The organism is Photobacterium sp. BZF1 (genome assembly GCF_014349205.1).
Taxonomy (GTDB): Bacteria; Pseudomonadota; Gammaproteobacteria; order Enterobacterales; family Vibrionaceae; genus Photobacterium.
Genome location: NZ_JACSOF010000141.1, coordinates 1 through 17415 on the forward strand (window position 1 = coordinate 1; position 17415 = coordinate 17415).

Consider the following 17415-nt stretch of genomic DNA (forward strand, 5'->3'; position numbering starts at 1 on the left):
CCTGCTGTCCTGCTGTCCTGCTGTCCTGCTGTCCTGCTGTCCTGCTGTCCTGCTGTCCTGCTGTCCTGCTGTCCTGCTGTCCTGCTGTCCTGCTGTCCTATATCACCCTATTAAACAGTCCTCTAACCGAGAAGGGGCAAAAACTATCTATTTCAGGAATAGAGGTCTATCCCGAGTGATCATTCGTTGAATTTGAACATAACGATGAACCGTATCCTTACACAGCTTTACACTTGCTCTGATAATGACTGTATTTTGATGCTTATGGTGTAGCTAAAGAGAAGGGAACTCCCACTTTGTGGTTAGAAAGTGATCATGTTCTTTCATTTTGTAAGTCATCACTTCATTAACGAGTAGAGTGACTACCATAAGTTACCAAGCTCTATTTTTGTGATTTGCATCACTTTTATGTGATTTTCTAAGTTCATTTCGCTCTGGTTTTTTGGGATCGACATCACGCTGGCAAACGTTTGCCTGCCTATTTTTTGAACGCTTTAGTGTTGTGTGATTGTTGGTGTTTAACGTTTGCGCAGCATGCAAAGGTTTACAATTAACGATTCATTTATCGAACTTACCGAATTTACATTTGGAAACGTTCTGGGCGAATTTTGAGTTTTTATTCTATTGCTAGGGCGTATATTTGCTCACGTTTTCATTTTCTATTTCCATTTTTTTGATTGCCTAAACATGACTAAGAATACTATTAAAGTAGCAGCGCTGAGTGCAGCGATTGTTACCGCCCTAGCAGGATGTAATAGCGACAACAGCAAGCCAGAGCGCCCAGTTATCGCTGAATGTAAAACCTATGAGCCAACCCAGCCAGTAATTGTCAAAGGTGACAATGAGAACCTTAACTTCCAAACAATTACTATCGGCGCAACTGGTGATATGCACGGCCGTATCTTTGCGTATGATTACGCATTGGACGGCGTGGATGTGAATGCTGGCTTTACCAAGATTGCTACGCTGTTGAACGAAGAGCGTGCCGACAACGATAACTTCTTGATGATCGATCTTGGTGATACAGTTCAAGGTAACTCAGCTGAACTGTTTAACGACCTACCGGTTCACCCAGTTGTTGAAACCATGAACTTCATGGATTACGACGTATGGGTTCCAGGCAACCACGAATTCGATTTCGAGCGTGCCTTCCTTGAGCGCAGTCTTGAAGGCTTCAATGGTTCGGTCATCTCTTCAAATATCATCTGGGACAAGAACTCAGCTGACTGTAAAACCAATGGTCAGGAAGTACCTTTCCTTCGTGGTTACCAGATCTTTGATTACAACGGTGCCAAAGTTGCGGTTATCGGTCTGACGCCTTCTTACGTGAAAATCTGGAATGCTTCTAACCCAGAAAACTTCCGTAACCTTGATTTTAAAGAAGAGTTCGAGTCACTAGAAAGTACTGTTGACCAGGTAATTGCCCAGTACCAGCCTGATGTTGTGATTGGTGCCCTTCACCATGGCCGTAGTGAATCACATGCCCGTGGTGTAAACGAAATCGCTTCTAAGATGGCAGACAAGTTCGATGTTATCTTCATGGGGCACGAGCATGCTCGCTTTATCGAGCAAATTGAGCTAGATGCACCTTTCGAAAACGGAATGGATGACATCTCTGTTGACGCAGATAACCAAGTTGAAGATAAGTCTAAATCTGGTATTTACAACTCAGAAAACCGCAACACCAAAGTTAAAGTTATCGAACCAGGTAACTGGGGTTGGGCGTTGGCTAAAGCTGAGATTGAGCTTGAGAAAGATGGAAATGGCCAGTGGCAGATTGTGGATACCACAATGTCCAACCGCACCGTTGCTGATGTTGAAGAAGATGCAGCACTGCAAAATGAAATGCAGCACATCCACGATGCTTCTGTAGAAGATGCTAATATCGAAATCGGTGTTGTTCGTGGTAACTTCACTAACTCTGAAGGTGGCTTTGCTGATGAAGCTGTACTTGAAGAGCAAGTGCTTAACAGCGAAGGTTTGCGTCTGTACTCGACTATCCATAGTGCTAAGTTGCATGATATGCCTCTGACTGATTTGATCAACCAAATTCAGATCATGAATGTTGAGTCTAAAGGCAGCGCGGCTATTGGTGAGCAAATCCACGTCGATGTTTCAGCTGCAGCTCTGTTCTCAGATGGTTCTAACCTATTTGATGGTGAAACTTACCGCAAGAAAGACAGCTCGAACCTTTACATGTACGACAACCAGTTGGTTGCGGTAAACATTTCTGGTCAGAACCTTAAAGAGTATATGGAGTGGTCTTACAGCTACTTCAACCAGTACCAACAAGGTGATATCACTGTATCGTTCAACGAGGATGTTCCTTCATTTAACTACGATATCTTTGATGGCCACATTGAGTATGTTGTCGACCTAGCAGAGGCAGTTGGTGAGCGTATCAAGAACATCAAGATCCGTGGTGTAGATCTGGATCCAAAAGCGAACTATGTTCTTGCAATCAACGACTACCGTTTCGGTTCCCCAATGAAAGAAAAAGGTTGGGTAACAGACGAGAGCATTATTTGGGAATCTTCTGCTGAACAAGTGTATGCAGTACGCGATATGCTAACAGCATATGTTGCAGAGAAAGGTGTCCTAGACCGTTCAGAGTTTGAAAACGTGAACTGGTACATCGAACAGTACGGTCCTGCTGATGCCGAAGGTAACATTGCCCAAGAAGATAAAGGTGCAATCTTGCTGGCACGTGAGAATGAAGGTGAAGCGTTATGGAAGCGTCTACAGAACAAAGAAATCTGTGTGATGCGCTCTGGACCTGGTGCTCGTGATGCCATCAATGTTTCTGTTAACGCTGAGAATGGTGATACTTGGTTCGTGAACCCGAATCCAAGCAACCCATACGAAGGCTGTACTTACGCTAACCAGCCTAAGTCTGAGTAATTGAATTTATTGAAATAAGATAAAGAAGGCGCTTCGGCGCCTTCTTGTTTTTGGTAATTATGATGTTAAAACGATTATTATTTCCTTTTGTCGTCTTTTTGGTTTCCACCGCTATTTTGTGGTACTCGCCATCGGTGAGTGAATCATTCCGGCCCAAGGCTTACAGCAACCAGGAATTTGTCCGCGCGAGTGTGATCGATGTTTTAGCTGAGAGTACTCAGTCTGATCCTTTAGTGCCTTCAGTTAAGACAGGACGTCAACGGTTGCTGGTGGAATTGCTGGAAGGCATTGATGCCGGCAAGCAGGTCGAAGTCGAAAACCAACTTAGCCGGTTACACAATGTATATGTGGCAGAGGGTGACAGGTTTATCCTTTTGGTGAGAGAGCAGGGCGACCGCACGATTTACTGGCCTTACAACCATGACCGCTCTTCGGCGGTATATTGGATGGTTGGCATTATTGTGGTGTTAACCGTGTTGTTTGCCGGTTTGCAAGGCGTGAATTCAGTCATTTCTTTGTACTTCACAGGAGCCCTGCTGATTGGCGTTTTAGTACCTGCACTGTTTGCAGGATGGAACCCGATCCTTGTCACTATTGGCCTGATGGCGGTGAAAATTGTGGTCAACTTCCTGCTGGTTGCGGGTTGGAACAAGAAGTCGCTGGCCTCTATGCTGGGTACATTGGCAGGTGTGGTGATGGCAGGCCTGATGGCCCAGTTCTTTGGTGAGATGGCACAGCTCAACGGCTTATACCTTGAGAAGGGGGAAGATATTCTCTACCTCGGTGGTGAAGCCCAAGTGCAAGTTCGCTGGTTGTTATTTGTAGCGATTATGGTGTCGGCACTCGGCGCGGTGATGGATGTAGCGATTTCCATGGCCTCGTCTTACCATGAGCTGCGTGAAATGTCCCCAGAACAATCTGAAAAAGACCGTCTCCTTGCGACCATCCGTATCGGCCGCGATATCCTCGGGACCATGACCAATACCTTGGTGTTGGCTTTTGTGGGAAGCGCACTGACCACCATTATGATGGTATGGGGTTTCCAGATGCCGGTAATGCAGTTTATGAACATCCCTGCTTTGTCGCTGGCAATGATCCACGGCCTTGCTGGCAGTATCGGGCTTATTATGACAGTGCCGCTAACGGTCGTGATTGCCAGTGTTGTTTATCAACGTGATGCTAAAAAGACGGTTGAGACTGCCGAAGCTGTCACTGAGTAATCCGTAGGTCTCAACCTAAAAGCCTAAATTAAAAAAGCCACGATGCGCTCCTAGTGCCTCGTGGCTTTTTAGTTTTACTCGGACAGGGTTTACACCATAAAGCCTAAGTCCATGGTGGCGAAGTTGGCCGAAGCCGTTGGGAAAATGGTTTCTATGCCTGATTGGCCGACGCCAAACCAACTGGACAGAGTGGCAGCCATCTGCTCGTGGGCCTGAGTCGGGATCAGGCGGCCCCTGCCGTTGTCGTCTGGACTTCCGACACTAAAATCTGGATAAGCGCCATAGCAACCACCTGATACGCTACCGCCAATTACCAGTTGGTTACTGCCCCAACCATGGTCGGTGCCGTCATTGGCATTATTGTGCATGGTGCGACCAAAGTCCGACATGGTAAAGCTGGTGACATTGGGCTGCAGTGCACCTAATGCTCTGGTGAACTCGGTCAGAGCGGTATCGAGTTGGCTGTACAAGGATTGGTGACGCGGTACCTGATTTTTGTGGGTATCATAACCACCTTGGTTAACGATAAAGACCTGTCGCCCCACGCTTCCGGAAGCAACCGATGCATCTATGATGCGTTTAACCGCTGATAGCTGCGAGCCAATAGAACTATTTCGGCTGATGGTCGGATCGAGTTCCGTTGAGTCTATGAGCGAACGGAAGTTATTGTAGGGAGCAAGGAAGTCACTATGCTGCTTAGTGTACTGCTGGTGGAAGGGCGACATGTACACCTCCTCGACCATTTCTCTATACTCCCTCTCCAAAGTTCCTGATGCACTGAAGGCGTTTACCGCTGATACCGACCCTTGGGTATTAGTACGCAGATCACTGACATTGACACCGCTTAGCCAGCTGTTTCCACCGAGTGAGAGTAGTTCTGGTATTGCCCCTCCCTGAGCTAAGATATCCATCAGCAAACCACCCCAGCCATAAGCAGCATAGGCACTGGAATGCCATGCACTTTCCCATGCGTACTGCTGCTTTGAATGGTTAAACAAGCCTGTTGGATAGGGAGCGCCGGATCCGTCAGGGCCAACCAGCGTACCGATATTGATTAACCCAGCGGCAAGGTCATCTTGGAACAATGACTGAACGCCCGGCATATTGGGGTGAAGACCAATCGGTACTCCGTTGCTGTCATTTTTGCCTGTCATTAGCAGGTTGGTTTTATCAATGGCGATGTTGGGCCGGCGAGCGGCATATTTGCCATAGAGATCATCATCGCCCGCCATCATCATATTGAAGGAGTCATTTCCTCCTCGCAGGAAGACACATACCAAGGCTTTGTAATCTTCAGCCGCATACGCCTTGTTAGAGAGGGAAAATGCTACCGGCATAGCCGTCGCCCCTGTCATCAGGGCGCTGTGTTGCAAAAATCGACGTCTCGATAATTTCATCATCATTACTCCTGAATCTGGAATTCGGGGGACATGGCTGCCATCCAGAACACCTTGTACATGTTGTCATGGTTACCCTTTGGCATATCGTCGTAGACGTCGCCGAGTCGTTGTTCAAGCTGTGGGCTGAGCGAGCCATCAAATAGGGTATCGGCCAGTAATGCGAGGAAGTTGGCTTTGTCGTCAGTGGTCCACAGGCCGGTAAATGTTGAGTAATCAAGGAACAAACGGTTATCTGCCAAACCTGCGACATCCCCGGTCAGGGTGTTGTCGTCTTTGAACTTGCGGAATACCAAGTTGGACAAATGCGGGATTTCGGCTGAAGTGTACAGGGCGAATTCTGGGCCAATTAATCCGTTGTCTTCCAGTGGGCCGCTTGGCGTAAAGGTGGCTGGGAAGAAGTTGAAAACCGAAGGAGCTGATAACGGTCCTTGAGAAAAGCGATGTCCTTCTGGTGAGTATTGCGCGTCGTAGCCATAGCCTAGCGAGGTGTCACGGTGGTGCGGGTAGTTGTCGCCCATTTGACTGTTAAATGCACGGAATAGCGCGGTCATGGTGATAATGGGTTCGCGAGCTTTGGAAACGGTGAGTGGGTTCGACTCATAGGGTTGGGGATCGGTGAGTATGGCGCTTATCACAGCGGCTAAATCGCCCTGGGTTTGGTTGAAAGTACGGGCAACGCGCTCAACATAGTGTTTGTCAGGGTTTGAGGTAACAAGTTGTTTGATAAGGTGGGTACTGACAAATACTGCGGTTTCACGCCTGCTAACGAGGATATCAAGCAATCTTTCCAGCTCTTCTTCAGCTGTCTCATTGCCAGGGAAATTACGGCCTAGAATACGCTTTGGCTCTGAATTATGATTGCTGGCGGTGACGACCATAGGACTGAGTAAGCCATTTTCTTCATCCCAACCCGTGAACAATCTTGCTAACTCCAAAACATCTTCTTCGGTATAGGCAGGAATAGGCTGCTGGGTTTCCTTGTCTTTTCTTATCACGCCTTTGTAGTTGACCTTCCATTCGCCCAGCGAGAACAGTTGCAATAACTCTCGGGCGTAGTTTTCATCGGGATATTGGTTATTTTCTGGATCAGGCGGCAAGTTACCAGCCATGGTTAGAAAGCGTCCCATGGCAGGGGAGTAGGTAACATCGCGGATCAAGTCCTTGTAATTGCCAAAGGCATGTTCGACGAGGATATCGTAGTAGATGGCGAGCCCTTTGGCTCTGTCATCACCAGATAGGCCCGCGTCATTTTGTGATACGACGACTAACTGGCTAAGCGCGAAGGCAACTCGTTGGCGGAGTTGGTCTTCACTGTTGAGCGCTATTCCCCACCAGGCGTTACTCCGATAGTTGCGGTGCTCCTGGCTACTGCCATTTTCACCCGCACGGATCTCTTGAATTCGTAGGTATTCATCTAGGTGGTATGACGGTGTTTTTGCTAACTGCGATTCGACCCATTGCTCGGGGGTGAGGCCGACTGTGGCGTTGATGTCTGTCAGTATTGGGCCAAAACTACCACGTTCAAGTAAACGTGAGGCATTATGGAAATCTAATATCAATGGGGTATCGATACGTTCGAAACTTAGGCTGTAATCAGCGGACGCAGCCCAAAGCAGGTTGTCTGTTTTGGATTTGACAGGAACAATCGTCCCATCTGTTTGCAACTGGCCGACCAAAACCTCTGTACTGTTATCATTGATACATTGGCCAATACGGAGAGGCCATTGTGCTGCCCGGTTGTGGCTTCGTTTAGTAATTTGGCACTCAAAGGTTTCTGCTGGAATATTACTATTTGAAACAGTAACTTCAACTGTATAGGGAAAGTAGGTGTAATTAATGGCTTTTTGAACGCTACCATTGTCAATCAAATCAACAGCGTATGCATAAGTTGCAATAATTTGAGAGAGTAGTATTACGATAGCTTTTTTCAAAAAACAAAGGTTTTTGAAAAACATCGAGTTTACTCCAAAGTTAATTGACTGATTAATTCTTTGTTTGAATTAAAATAGATTTGATAGTTAAGTGTATGGTTTATATTAATTCCTTTTATTACCCTTCCTTGTCGTTTGTTTGAAATAGATAAATGAATGGTAGCAAATAAATACAGTTTGTATATATATTCGGGCAGGATATCCCCATTCAAAATATTTCCTATTAAGAATTTGTGAACCTAAGCCAAGGATGGTTTGAAATAGATATAAATATATTCTATTTACTTGAATCAATGAGGCTTACCAACTAATCAAGTGCTGTTTATTTGACGGCCTGATGAAATATTGGCAATCACTCTACTATAAATGCTGAGTTGAAGCGTGCTTAAGTTTGAGGATGTTTAAGATGTTTCATTCGATACAACTCTTTATCAGAGCAGTTTATGGCTTCACGTAAATTTCGCCTATCACTATTTGGAGCAATACCGTAGCTGTAAGAAATATTGAGTGCAGATAAAGTTGTTTTAATTTCGGTTAGGAAAGATTTAGCTCTATATGGTAGAAGGATTGCAATGAATTCATCGCCGCCAAATCGGATAATCATTTCGTTTCGTTGGGTATGTTGTTTCAACCCTTGGCTAAATAGAACAAGTACACTGTCACCAAATTTATGGCCGTGTTCATCATTGAGTTTTTTAAAGTTATCCAGATCGAAAAATATCAGATCAAATTTCTTGAGTGAAATGCTTCCAAGCGCCTTTCTATTGAACACACCCGTCAGCTCATCAATACTCTGGCTACATTCGTATTTTGTGATGATCCGTTTTATGGCGAGTGCTAGCAAGCCAATACCAATTAAGATACACCCGTCATCAAGAAAGAGAGCGACGGGGGAAGGAATAGCGTCAACAATCTTCTCTAATGGGGTAATTTGCTCGATCATGTGATAGATGTTTTCGATACCGATAAACATCATTCCGATCAGCGCTTTTTTTTCTTTTTTGAAAACAGGGTAAGCACACACAGAGATGGAAATGATGGAAAGTAAGATCAAGTACTCGATTGCAAATTCAGCTTTGGAAAAGAAAAATGACTCATCAATTTTCATGACGAGCATCAGAAAAACCAACCCTGTGCAGATGACTGTCGATACGGCCTTAACCATTGAAAACCACCTTTTCCTTCATACAGTTAATATGCCCTATAGTGCATTTATACTCTATAAGTATCTGTTTTGCATGATTCGTGTCAAAAAAATGACACAAAGACTCACACTAAAGATAGGTGGCTTTCCCAAGGCGTTAATGGGATCACTGATTGTCTTTATATATGGGATGAGTGCCCAAGAAAGAAGTCGATGAAAGTTCTGACTTTTAGTGGTTGTGATTTCCCTTTGTACAACATGTGAATCGGTTTTGAAGCCGGACGACAGGGTTCAAGGCATTCTTTGAGTAGCCCAAGTTTTAGCTCTTTTTCCAATAGTATATTGGGCTGTAGAATGATCCCGGCATGACGTAAAGCTGCAGCCTTGAGTACATCGCCGCTGTTGCTGCTAAGTCTGGATTGCTGGCGACTGAAATAATGCGCCTCTTGTTCTCGTTGCTGGGGCAGAATATCCCCATAGTGAAACCCCAAACACTGGTGGTGGCTCAGGTCTGCCAGAACTTGAGGTGTTCCGAAGCGTTCCAGGTAGGTGAAGGAGGCACAGAATACTAACTGGTAATTACCAACCTTTCTTGCGACCAGACTAGAGTCATCTAATTCGCCAATACGAAAGACAAGATCGTAACGGTCGTGTAGCGGGTCAATGCGGTTATTGTCGAGGATCAGCTCAATGTTGATATGAGGATGTAGTTCGATAAATTGAGCGAGCAGTGGGGCAATGACGGTATTACCATAGGTAACAGGTGCATTGATCTTAATCGTACCCATTGGGGTGTTGGTTAAGGTCTGCAAGTTCTCTTCAGCTTCTTTGATATCACCGAGGATCCGTTGGCATTCATGGAAATAAACTTCACCCGCTTCGGTGAGTGACTGCCTGCGTGTCGTCCGGTTCAGTAGTTTGGCTCCCAGACTCTGCTCTAACGTCTTAATGTGCTTGCCGACCATGGTAGAGGTAACATTAAAGTGGGCGGCGGCTTTAGCTAGGCTGCCTCGATTCACCACGTCGACAAAAACCTGCATGCTTTTTAATTTATCCATATTACAAACTATAAGTTGATAAATAACGGAATGGATCGTTGTTTATCAAGTTATAGATGTCAATTAAATTGATGCCATATTGAGTAGTAACGGGTTGATATGATGTTTGAACAAGGGTTATTTATCACAGCAGCGCTGAGAGTAAATGAAGGGATTTCGCTAGAGGAGGCAAAAGTCGCCGTTGCGCAGTTTTGCCGAGATATGAATAGTGAGCCAGGCTGCTCTATGGCGGTGGCCATGCAGGACTCAAAAGATCCTTGCCGTTTTATTTTCTGGGAGCGTTATAACGATCAGGCAGCTTTTGATGCCCATTTTCAAGCCAAGCACACCCAAGATTTTATCGCCCTAGGCTATACCCAGTTAGAGCAAGCATTTGAAGCCCATTTGATGGAAGCAGGAGCGGAGTAATGAGTCAGGTTAATCACAAAGTGAAGCGGGAGGTTAAGCAGTGGGGTATTCTCGGTACTAGCTTTATCTCAGGTGTCATGGCGACTGCAATTCGCCAAGATGGCCAGAGCAAGATTTATGCTGTGGCAGGTCGTAGTCCTGAACCGCGAGATGCATTGGCACAGCAGTATGACATTCCCGTTCAACATGAAAGCTATGATGCATTAATTGCCGATCCCGAGGTGGATATTGTCTACATTGCACTACCTAATCACCTTCATCATGAGTACGTGATTAAGGCTGCACAGGCCGGCAAGGCAATTTTATGCGAAAAGTCACTGTCGGTGGATATGGAAAAAACGGATGCCGCCCTCGCTGCAGTTGCACAAAATCAGGTCTTTTTTGCTGAAGGGTTGATGTACCTAAACCACCCATTTATCGCCAAAATCCTTGAGGTGATTAAGTCAGGGAAAATCGGCGAGCTTCGATCAATTCAAGGCCAATATACCGCTGCTATTTCACAATTTGTTAATCCTGACAGTAAAGGGGCACTATATAACCTTGGTTGCTATCCGGTGTCACTCCTACATCTTATCATCGAGCAATGCTGTGGATGTGAAGCTTTGGATAGTTACACTTTGTCAGCGATGGGACGCCGTGGTCAAGATGGCAACATCTGCGAAGCACAAGCCAACTTCCAATTTGGCAACGGCCTTATGGCGCAACTCCATACTGCTGAAGATTATGGCTTGCATGCTGAGTTCACTATTTTGGGCTCTATTGGCAGTTTACAGATAACAAGTAATCCTTGGTTGCCTGACGCTAAAAACCAATTCACGGTTACCCAATATGAGCAAACACCAGAAGTGATTGATGTGGAAGCCGAGGGTGATGGCTTTTTATATCAGGTCAAGTCTGTGCTTAACGCCCTTGGCAACAATGATGCTCACTTAGGGCGACCAGCAGCAAGGCCGGAAGATTCAAGACAGATCATGAAGTTACTGACAGATTGGGAGGCTGCGGTTACTGCATAATATTTCTTATTGCCCGGAATGGATTGTCGGAGAATATATTCATTCTGGGTATACAATCCCATACATTGTAACCGCGCATCTCGACAGAAAACTAAACCCTGCAACTGTACACTGTTTGTATTTTTGTTTCTTATGTGGTTTTACTTTGTCTTCTTCAACCTGTCACTTTGATTACTTGCGTCGTCTACCCAAACTGGCTAATACGGTTTATCCAAACAGCCGGGGCTTTAGAAAAATTAAGAAAAATGCGCGTTTTTGCCTCTGGGGGGTATTAAATGCCGATGCAGTAAAAGCGATGTCAGAAGTCTTTGCCCATCCTGAACTTGCCCCAGTGTTGCAGAGAAACCCGAAGATTTTAGAGAAGCCACTAAAACCCTATCTGTGTGTCAATTGGACGCGAAAAGAGAAGATTGCCCGTATCCGGGAGCATTATTTGTTTATCAAAGACACCTTTGGTAGCCAGTCCCAGAGGGTACTTTCTGCACATGGTGCCACTATTCTTGAGTTCGCCGATAACCAAGAAGTGGGTTATAAAGTGCAGCTTTGCCAGGGAATGAGCCGTGAGGGGGCTCTGGGGCTGTACCTAGTTGACGAGAATAACCGCAATATCTATTCGCTGACCTGCCATATTGCAACAGGTGATAAAAAGACCCTTTATGTTGGGGCCTTGCAAGGGCCAAAAGAAGAGGTTAACGATAGAAATGAGGTGATCAAAACCCTGACTCGTTCGCTGCATGGTTTACGTACCAAAGCTTTGATGGCTGAATTGGTGCTGATAGTTGCCAATGTGCTAGGGATGGATGAGGTGAGGGGAGTGTCCAATAAAGGACATATTTATCAAGCATTGCGTTATATGGGATCAAAGCGCAAAGCGGTAACTTTTGATTACGACGATTTGTGGCAAGAATACGGTGCAAGTAAAGAGAGTGATTATTTCTATCAATTGCCGCTGCAACCTCCTAGAAAAGACCCTTCTAGCTTGAAGAAAACCAAGCGCCGTTTATATACCAAACGTTACCAATGGTTGGATGAAATTCGCAGTGATGTAGAAGCGAATATTCAGGCGTTGATGAAAACAACCGTTAATTTGTAGTGCTATATATTCTTGTCGCAAACCCTATAAGACATTATCTCTGTTTTGTACTGCCATGGGTTGTGGCAGGGTAGGGATTTTATTAACGTAGATGTTCAATAAAACGCCAAAAGGAGATGGCTATGGCACTACGGGTATACGGTGATATCCAATCTGGGAATTGATATATACCCAAGTTACCTCAAGGTGCAGGATTCAGAGGGTTGTCAGCGCATTCAATACAAGGCGAAGGTTTGCAGGAATGGCATTCCCTTTCAAAAAGCTTCAACGAAGGAGTGGATGGGCTGACGCCCTCCCGAAGGGCGAGTTTTCTAAGCTTCTATACTGCGTTATTGTTTCTTGATTTAGAGCCACTAGATCTTCAAAACAATGCCTTGTCTATAAGCTTATAATTTCTCGCTGAACCTGCATCTCGAAGTAGCTTGGGTATAAAGTAAAACTGCTACTTGCACTGCTGGGGATAGAGCACGAGTGGCAGCATATCGATATTCTTGCGGGTGAAACCCAAACGCCTGCCTTCTTGCAAATCAACCCGAACGGAAAAATTCCAACAGTGCAGTTGGAAGATGGCCGCTTCTTGGCTGAATCAAATGCCATATTGACGTTTTTTGCCGAAGATACCCCACTTCTACCGCAAGATAAATACCAGAAAGCAAAGGTGATGGAGTGGTTGTTCTTTGAGCAATATAGCCACGAACCTTTCATTGCAGTAGCAAGGTTTATCAAAAAGTATCAGGGCTTGCCCGAGGAGCGAAAGGCGGAATATGATTCGCTTCAAACAGGTGGGCATAAGGCACTGAAAGTGATGGATAAGCAACTATCTAACTCTCCTTATCTAGTTGGAGAGAGCCTGAGTGTCGCAGATATTGCTTTGTATGCTTATACCCATGTGGCTCATGAAGGTGGATTTTCCATACAGCAATACCCTCACATACAAGCATGGATAGAAAAAATAGCCCAACATCCCCGTTATGTCGGTATGTTGTCATAATCGGTAAGTAAAATAGCACGCTGTTTTTAGCTTTAGTGGATTAGATGTGGGGAAGCATGGAAGTCATTCTAGCAACAACGAATGAAGAAGTAGTTGAAATTGCACCGATCATGCAGCAACTCCGGCCAAAGTATGAACTGGAGCATTTGATTGGCCTTATAAACCAACAGCGCAAAAACGGTTATCAACTTGTTTATGTCCAAGATGACGATACCATTTTATGTGTGGCGGGTTTTGTTACCGGTCATAAACTGGGGTGGGGGAATTATCTGTACATTGATGACCTGGTCACTGATGAAGCTAAACGCTCATCGGGAGCTGGGAAATACTTGATAGAGTGGTTCAAGGATTACGCCCATATCAACCAGATAGAGCAAATTCACCTCGATTCAGGCGTTCACCGATATGGCGCGCACAAGTTCTACCTGAAGGAAGAATTTGTGATTTCCAGCCATCATTTTGCCTGCCAGTGCTAAATCATAATCAGCTCAGATAACTGAGCTGATTATATACGGTTTCCTTCGAGCCATTCCCAAATCATGCATGCTCAACGCAGCAGCAGTTGCTGGCCGCAGTGATCTCGTCAATAAGTAAAATGGAGGCGGAACGCTGATCTTCAGCAGAGATATAATCGATAGACAAGACTTCGAGCAAATCTTTCAGCAGGAAGCTCAGGTGTGAAACAGTCTTGTCCTCGTCCTTGTAGGGCTCGAGGTCGATGATCAGCTTTTCGACATCATTTGCAATCGCATTGGAGGTGTCATTTTTCCAGTGTGATTTTTTTATTTTGTCAACAATGTTGAAAATGGATTGGCATTTGTTCATTGCTCGTATGTCCTTGGCATTGCTGCTAATGATATAAATAAAAATTTAAGGTTGCGCCATTGTTAGGGGGGTGTTTTGTTATTGTTCTTAACGCTTCCTTTGACCTTAGGCCTATCAGGGATTTTACCAAGCAACTAGCACGGAAAACTAGTAGGTTTACCCACAATTTTCTATAGGTTTAATCGCATTTTTTATCATAAATAACCATTTCAACTGTATTCCTATATCTATCATTGAGTTATGCCTTTCGAAGTAAAACTATTAGGTATTTCACCTTATATCTAACAAGATAGAAATGACTAGAAATAGGTTTGACATAAAACCTATTTCCAAGGTAACCTTTAAAAATACAGTATGGTCAGTTTAAAAGCATGGGGCAGAACGATGGATAACAAAGCAAAACAGCAGCTAGGGCAGATCATGGTCGAGCAAGATAAGTTGCTGGCTATTTTGTCGAGTAATCCAAGCGCACTAGATGAATACCCTGAGCTTCAGCGCCATGTAGTTGATAAAAACGGTAATGCAATTGCTTACCGGCGGGCACTTCGTAATAAGCAATTTTCCAAGGAACAGTATCGGGAAGCGATATTGGAGCGGATTGACGATATTAGCTTTGACATGTGCTCACAGCTTGATTTGGACTTTCTCATCAACCGTGTGGCTAATAAGGTCGGCGATGATATAGAGGCAATTAAAGCACTGTCCATTAAGGATTTTGGGGCTGATACCTTGTCTAAGCTATTGCATATGCTGGGTAACACCGTATATGGTGCTCAGGAAGCCAAAGTCTCTTATCCGTGGATGAGCCTCAAAGGGCAAGCGAACCCGACCTTTTGGAAAAATGCCCATAAGGCATTTGATTTGATGCAAGAGGGTTACTCGACTCATTGGAAGCTTAATTCGGTGTTTCAAGACAGGTTTGATATTGCCGTTCCCCAGTCTTTTCCCCGTTTTGTCCGTGCCTATGGTAACCCACGGGATATCCCTGAATGGCGGGAATGGGCTGAATATAAAGATGTGTGATGAATGATTTGTTATTGCGAAAAAACAAGAGGCAGCCAATGGCTGCCTCTTTGCTTAGGTAAGTGCTTGGTAGGTGTAACTTAGAAGTTAAAGTTTACACCTACAGAGAATACGTTATCGACGGCTTTCTTACCCAATCCTTTGATTTCGGCGTCGCCCTTGTAAGTGTACATGGCGTATGGGTGAATGCTGTCAAAGCCGATAAACTTAGCTTTTAATTCCACTTCACTTTGGTTGCCTTCAAGTTTTCCGTGAGCCTTATCTTTAATGTCTGATGTGTAATTTGCATCGAATTTAGAATCGCCACGCTTGTAGATGTAGTTTGCTGATAGATCCATGGTGTCAGCAATCACATAGCCTACAGTTAGGTCCATACGGTGAATATTGTTATCTTCCTTGATATCAAGGTTATGAGCTGTGCTTTTGTGCTTTCCGTTGAAGTTAAGCTTACGCTCTGCCATTTCATAGCGGTAGCGAGCTGCGGTGTATAGCCCGTTGTCAAACTGGTAACCGGTTTTCAGGCCAAACTTAGCTGTGTTGCTGATACGCTGGCTGGCGTTAACTTTGTCACCGTCAGGGGTAGTGAATTGGCCATTTGAGCGGCTACGAGAACCTGAAGGTACTGTCAGTTCAAATTGTGGCTGGATATACCATGCATCAGTGATATCGAAGTTGTAGTCGATGCGCATGTTAGATTCTTTATGGCGCTTTAGATTGCCTTCAGTGACGAACTCAACACCACCACTGAAACCCAAGCCGATATCATGATAGATAGAGAATTTGCTTTCGTCATCGTTGCCATGCTCAATGTTGTAGCTGGTGTTTGCCATTGCAGTGGCAGAGAAAAGAGAAGAAACAACTGCAGCTAAAACTAACTTTTTCATTATTAAAACCTATTCTGTATTTGAGAAATACAATCCATCGTCAGGTTTTGTTATCCGTTAACAGCGTGACCAATCAGGTTAGGTCCTGTTTTGTCAGCGAGAACAGAATAGGGAAAAAGGTTTTTTGAATGTAATTGAATGGCGTTTGAAATTATTGGAATAACCTTAGGTATAATAGAAAACCGAGGCAGGAGCCTCGGTTTAGTACTTTTTGTTTGCAGCAAGGAGACTAAGGCGACTAGCCTTTAGGAATATGCTCTGCTTAGTATGCATAGCTTAGGCTGAGGATATGCAGCCTTTGGTCGTCCACTTTTCCGGTAAAGCCATTGTCATAGCTAACATCATGCTCACCGAGATCTCGGTATTGATAGGCTAGGCCGATTCGGTGTCCGTTGGAGCGGGTCTTTTCAGCACCAAGGCCTAATGCCCAGTTTTTACCGACGGCAAGTTCAGGTGATACCGCCGAGCTTTTCTGCAGAGTTGAGTCGTAACGTACACCTGCTTGGTATTCCCAGTCATTTTGGTTATAGCTCAGAGCTGTACCCACGCTGTAAACATCTTTTAGATCGCCGTCTTGGTCAAAATCAGACCAGAACTCCACACCTGTCATCGCTTTGATGGCTAGCTTGTCATTGATTTGGTGGTGAAGGCCGAGATCTAATCGAGCCGGCCAAATGATATCATTGGCCACCGTTGTCTTCATGCTCCCTGCCGTGACGTCGATTTTATCGCCGCGGTGGTCCACGCGGTGCTTGTAGTTGGCTGCAATATAAGTGTTGTCTGAGATATCAAACATACCGGAAAGGATAAAACTAGCCGCGGTTGAGTTTGCCTCGCCCTCTATGGTGATGTCACCAATAGATGCGTCCAGTGATGTCATAAGGTGCTGTACAACCAAAGCTCCACCAAGGGACAAGCGGCTATTGACCTGGTAACCCGCTGCAAGGTGCACGTTGACTGCCTCTTGCGACATGGCGTCGAACAAATCTAGGCCAGATAAGCCGTTGGTATAGTCCATGCCAAGTCCACCGTCGGCATGTAATGATGCGCCTAATACCCAACTATCATTGACGCGTTTGGCATAGGCTAGGCTAGGGGCTAGAGCTTTGTTTTCACCCGATGCGTGGAGGTCTCCCCCTATAAAGCCGGTACCATTATGCTCGGAGTAGGCATCGATATACTGCAGGCCCACAGAGACGCTGGAATCTTCAATGGCTGTCAAACCTGCTGGGCTGGTGATCGCTGCACTGGCATCGTTTCGATTAGTTGAATTGGCAACACCTGCAGAAGAGACACTGTCAAAGGTGGCAACTTCATGAAGTAATATACCGCCGGCCATGACGCTGGAAGAAAATACGGATGTAAGAATTAAAGCTAAAGCCTGTTTTTTCATAATAAAGCTCGAAGTGATATAGATAGCTTGTGTTATTTGCATCAAATGGAAAACTGAAATAGCCAATAGCCAATAGCCAATAGCCAATAGCCAATAGCCAATAGCCAATAGCCAATAGCCAATAGCCAATA

The 17415-nt window shown here is 45.1% G+C and carries 15 protein-coding genes; 8 read left to right on the forward strand and 7 right to left on the reverse strand.

Annotated elements, in window-relative coordinates:
- Positions 1-687: 687 nt before the first annotated feature.
- Both BIZ37_RS23920 and BIZ37_RS23925 read left to right on the forward strand, forming a co-directional pair.
- The gene (locus BIZ37_RS23920; RefSeq protein WP_187463641.1) at positions 688-2901 is read left to right on the forward strand and encodes a bifunctional UDP-sugar hydrolase/5'-nucleotidase; all 2214 of its coding nucleotides are present in this window, start codon (positions 688-690) and stop codon (positions 2899-2901) included.
- Positions 2902-2960: 59 nt separating this feature from the next.
- Complete coding sequence (locus BIZ37_RS23925) at positions 2961-4121, forward strand: YibE/F family protein (protein WP_255526883.1); 1161 nt, start codon at positions 2961-2963, stop codon at positions 4119-4121.
- 89 nt (positions 4122-4210) lie between these two features.
- Here the strand turns inward: BIZ37_RS23925 and BIZ37_RS23930 are convergent, their stop codons facing one another.
- From BIZ37_RS23930 to BIZ37_RS23945, 4 genes are all read right to left on the reverse strand, one after another.
- Positions 4211-5518, reverse strand: a complete 1308-nt coding sequence (locus BIZ37_RS23930; protein ID WP_222939801.1) for a DUF1501 domain-containing protein — start codon at positions 5516-5518, stop codon at positions 4211-4213.
- Between the two features lie 5 nt (positions 5519-5523).
- Positions 5524-7476: a DUF1800 family protein gene (locus BIZ37_RS23935; protein ID WP_187463643.1), complete on the reverse strand. Its 1953-nt coding sequence runs from the start codon at positions 7474-7476 to the stop codon at positions 5524-5526.
- Positions 7477-7837: 361 nt separating this feature from the next.
- Positions 7838-8617, reverse strand: a complete 780-nt coding sequence (locus BIZ37_RS23940; RefSeq protein ID WP_187463644.1) for a GGDEF domain-containing protein — start codon at positions 8615-8617, stop codon at positions 7838-7840.
- A 158-nt stretch (positions 8618-8775) separates the two neighbouring features.
- Positions 8776-9654, reverse strand: a complete 879-nt coding sequence (locus BIZ37_RS23945; RefSeq protein WP_187463645.1) for a LysR substrate-binding domain-containing protein — start codon at positions 9652-9654, stop codon at positions 8776-8778.
- 99 nt (positions 9655-9753) lie between these two features.
- Between BIZ37_RS23945 and BIZ37_RS23950 the strand changes: the two genes are divergently transcribed.
- From BIZ37_RS23950 to BIZ37_RS23970, 5 genes are all read left to right on the forward strand, one after another.
- On the forward strand, positions 9754-10062 hold the full coding sequence (locus BIZ37_RS23950; protein ID WP_255526884.1) for a putative quinol monooxygenase: 309 nt from the start codon (positions 9754-9756) through the stop codon (positions 10060-10062).
- Complete coding sequence (locus tag BIZ37_RS23955) at positions 10062-11075, forward strand: Gfo/Idh/MocA family protein (RefSeq protein WP_187463646.1); 1014 nt, start codon at positions 10062-10064, stop codon at positions 11073-11075. Before BIZ37_RS23950 ends, BIZ37_RS23955 begins: the two co-directional genes overlap by 1 nt.
- Before the next feature lie 145 nt (positions 11076-11220).
- Positions 11221-12168, forward strand: a complete 948-nt coding sequence (locus BIZ37_RS23960) for a VirK/YbjX family protein (protein ID WP_187463647.1) — start codon at positions 11221-11223, stop codon at positions 12166-12168.
- A 439-nt stretch (positions 12169-12607) separates the two neighbouring features.
- Positions 12608-13159: a glutathione S-transferase family protein gene (locus BIZ37_RS23965; protein ID WP_187463654.1), complete on the forward strand. Its 552-nt coding sequence runs from the start codon at positions 12608-12610 to the stop codon at positions 13157-13159.
- Positions 13160-13215: 56 nt separating this feature from the next.
- Positions 13216-13635, forward strand: coding sequence for a GNAT family N-acetyltransferase (locus BIZ37_RS23970; protein ID WP_187463648.1), 420 nt, complete (start codon positions 13216-13218; stop codon positions 13633-13635).
- A gap of 61 nt (positions 13636-13696) precedes the next feature.
- Here BIZ37_RS23970 and BIZ37_RS23975 read toward each other — a convergent pair whose 3' ends face one another.
- Positions 13697-13984, reverse strand: coding sequence for a hypothetical protein (locus BIZ37_RS23975; RefSeq protein WP_187463649.1), 288 nt, complete (start codon positions 13982-13984; stop codon positions 13697-13699).
- A gap of 384 nt (positions 13985-14368) precedes the next feature.
- On the opposite strand from BIZ37_RS23975, the gene BIZ37_RS23980 reads away from it, so the two are divergent.
- Positions 14369-15007 (forward strand): hypothetical protein, encoded by a 639-nt coding sequence (locus tag BIZ37_RS23980; RefSeq protein WP_187463650.1) that lies wholly within the window; start codon positions 14369-14371, stop codon positions 15005-15007.
- An 80-nt stretch (positions 15008-15087) separates the two neighbouring features.
- Here BIZ37_RS23980 and BIZ37_RS23985 read toward each other — a convergent pair whose 3' ends face one another.
- The gene (locus BIZ37_RS23985) at positions 15088-15891 is read right to left on the reverse strand and encodes an autotransporter domain-containing protein (protein ID WP_187463651.1); all 804 of its coding nucleotides are present in this window, start codon (positions 15889-15891) and stop codon (positions 15088-15090) included.
- A 262-nt stretch (positions 15892-16153) separates the two neighbouring features.
- Positions 16154-17415: OmpP1/FadL family transporter (locus BIZ37_RS23990; protein ID WP_222939802.1), on the reverse strand; the 1262-nt coding region annotated here is incomplete at its 5' end.